Here is a 1,665-nt window from a genome sequence, read left to right on the forward strand (position 1 = left end):
AAGCATTGATACGGCGCAGCTGATGCGCTATACCGATCGGGGTCCCGCCTGGATGACTGGACTGGCAGGACAGCCTCTAGCAGGCGTCGTCGGTCTATTGCTCCTGCTGGTTACAGCCGGAGTGCTTTGGGGGGCAAGTCTTGCATAGAGGGGCTAGCAGTAAGGCGAAACATCCTCACCACAGGTGTCGGCTAGGTAGCAAAGGGCGCGGAAGCGTAAGGTAACTAACTGCTCATAGAGCGGATTGAGCTTGCACAGCGGCGGAATATGAGCAATTTTGCGTCCAAAGAGATTGATATCTCGCTCGAAAGGACACTGCGCAGGAATTAAGTTACAAAGGAAGCGCGCCAGTCTGGGGTCGTGAATGCTGAGCTGATCCAGCCAGTCCCGTACGGGCTGTAGCACGTCGTGGTGCGCTTCAAGCTGTGCTGGATCGAAACGAGCCGTGTGAATTGTGGCACCTTCCATAGGCGTCTCGCTCGGTTCAGCCACGGTCTGATACAGCACATCTAGAGCCTCCCTCTTTAGCCCTAGCGCCTCGCAATACTGCGAGAGATACTCGGCTTCCGTTTGGGAATACACGCCATCCACCACGGCTACCATGACCGCCGTTCGGAGAAAATCTTCTGCCATGTGGGGATTGTTGCCTAGCGCGATTATCAATTCCTCTAGCGATATAGGTTCTAGCGGGATCGTTTTGTCGATCGTGGTCAATTCCTGATGAGTCAGCGTCGCAATTAACGCTTGTTCTTCGGGGTCAAAGTGTTTGTCTGCCCATGCGATCGTCAGCAGCCCACGCAGCCAGACGGAAATTTGCTGGCTCTTATCAGGCGGTTGTAAAGTGGGAGTCATTGTTGCACTGTCAATCACATACAACGGGTCGATTTTAGCTTCAACCCGGACTGACTTAGCTGTAAACTGAAAGACCATATCGAAAGACGCAAGGTTTCTCCGTGACTCTGCATGAATTTGGCTTACTGCTAGTATCGGTTTTGACTGCCGTGGGAGGACAGTTTTTCCTCAAAACGGGTGCGTTAAAGCTGGGCAAAGTGAACGCCAGCAATGTTGTCAGCCATATTTTGGGAATTCTCACGACGCCGGAATTGCTCATCGGCTTGACTCTGTATGGTCTCAGTGCTGTTCTTTACATCCTGTTGCTCACCCGCGTCAAGCTTAGCGTGGTCGGACCTGCCGTTTCGATCGGCTACATTTTCTCGGTGCTGCTGGGCTACTTCGTGTTTCGAGAATCGATTCCCTTTAGTCGTTTAGTAGGGCTAGGGCTAATTGCCTGCGGCGTTATTTTAGTCGTTCTACGGGACTAACTGCGTTAGCGTAATGCCTAAGCTACCCGCCAATTTGCGACATAGTGCGGCTGTAAGCGCCTGCGATCGTTCCAGCCTGCCGCTGCTTATAGTTAATCTCTGGCTTTAGAAGCACCAGGGATCGGACCTGCTCACGCAAATCGGCAGGCAACGTGCCAGAGCGAAGCGCCGATCGCAGATCAAGCTGTCCAGTTTCGTTGAGCAGGCAAGGGCGCAACCATCCATCGGCAGATAAGCGCATCCGGTTGCAGCGATCGCAGAAGCACTCAGACATTTGGCTAATAAAACCAAGGGTGCCTTTTGCTCCAGGAATGCGGAACACATCTGCCGGACCGCTACCAGT

2 protein-coding genes and 1 pseudogene are annotated in these 1,665 nt (G+C 53.2%); 1 reads left to right on the forward strand and 2 read right to left on the reverse strand.

Annotated elements, in window-relative coordinates; all coding sequences use genetic code 11:
- Positions 1–153: 153 nt before the first annotated feature.
- Positions 154–852 (reverse strand): Mo-dependent nitrogenase C-terminal domain-containing protein, encoded by a 699-nt coding sequence (locus tag H6F43_RS02260; RefSeq protein ID WP_190340387.1) that lies wholly within the window; start codon positions 850–852, stop codon positions 154–156.
- Between the two features lie 101 nt (positions 853–953).
- Here H6F43_RS02260 and H6F43_RS02265 point away from each other — a divergent pair, with 101 nt between their 5' ends.
- A complete protein-coding gene (locus H6F43_RS02265; RefSeq protein ID WP_190340388.1) occupies positions 954–1,322 on the forward strand; it encodes an EamA family transporter in 369 nt (122 codons plus the stop codon).
- 22 nt (positions 1,323–1,344) lie between these two features.
- On the opposite strand, the pseudogene H6F43_RS02270 reads toward H6F43_RS02265, so the two are convergent.
- Positions 1,345–1,665: pseudogene (locus H6F43_RS02270) on the reverse strand (cyclic pyranopterin phosphate synthase MoaA); the annotation flags it as partial.

The sequence above is a fragment of the Leptolyngbya sp. FACHB-36 genome (assembly GCF_014695955.1).
Taxonomy (GTDB): Bacteria; Cyanobacteriota; Cyanobacteriia; order Leptolyngbyales; family Leptolyngbyaceae; genus FACHB-36.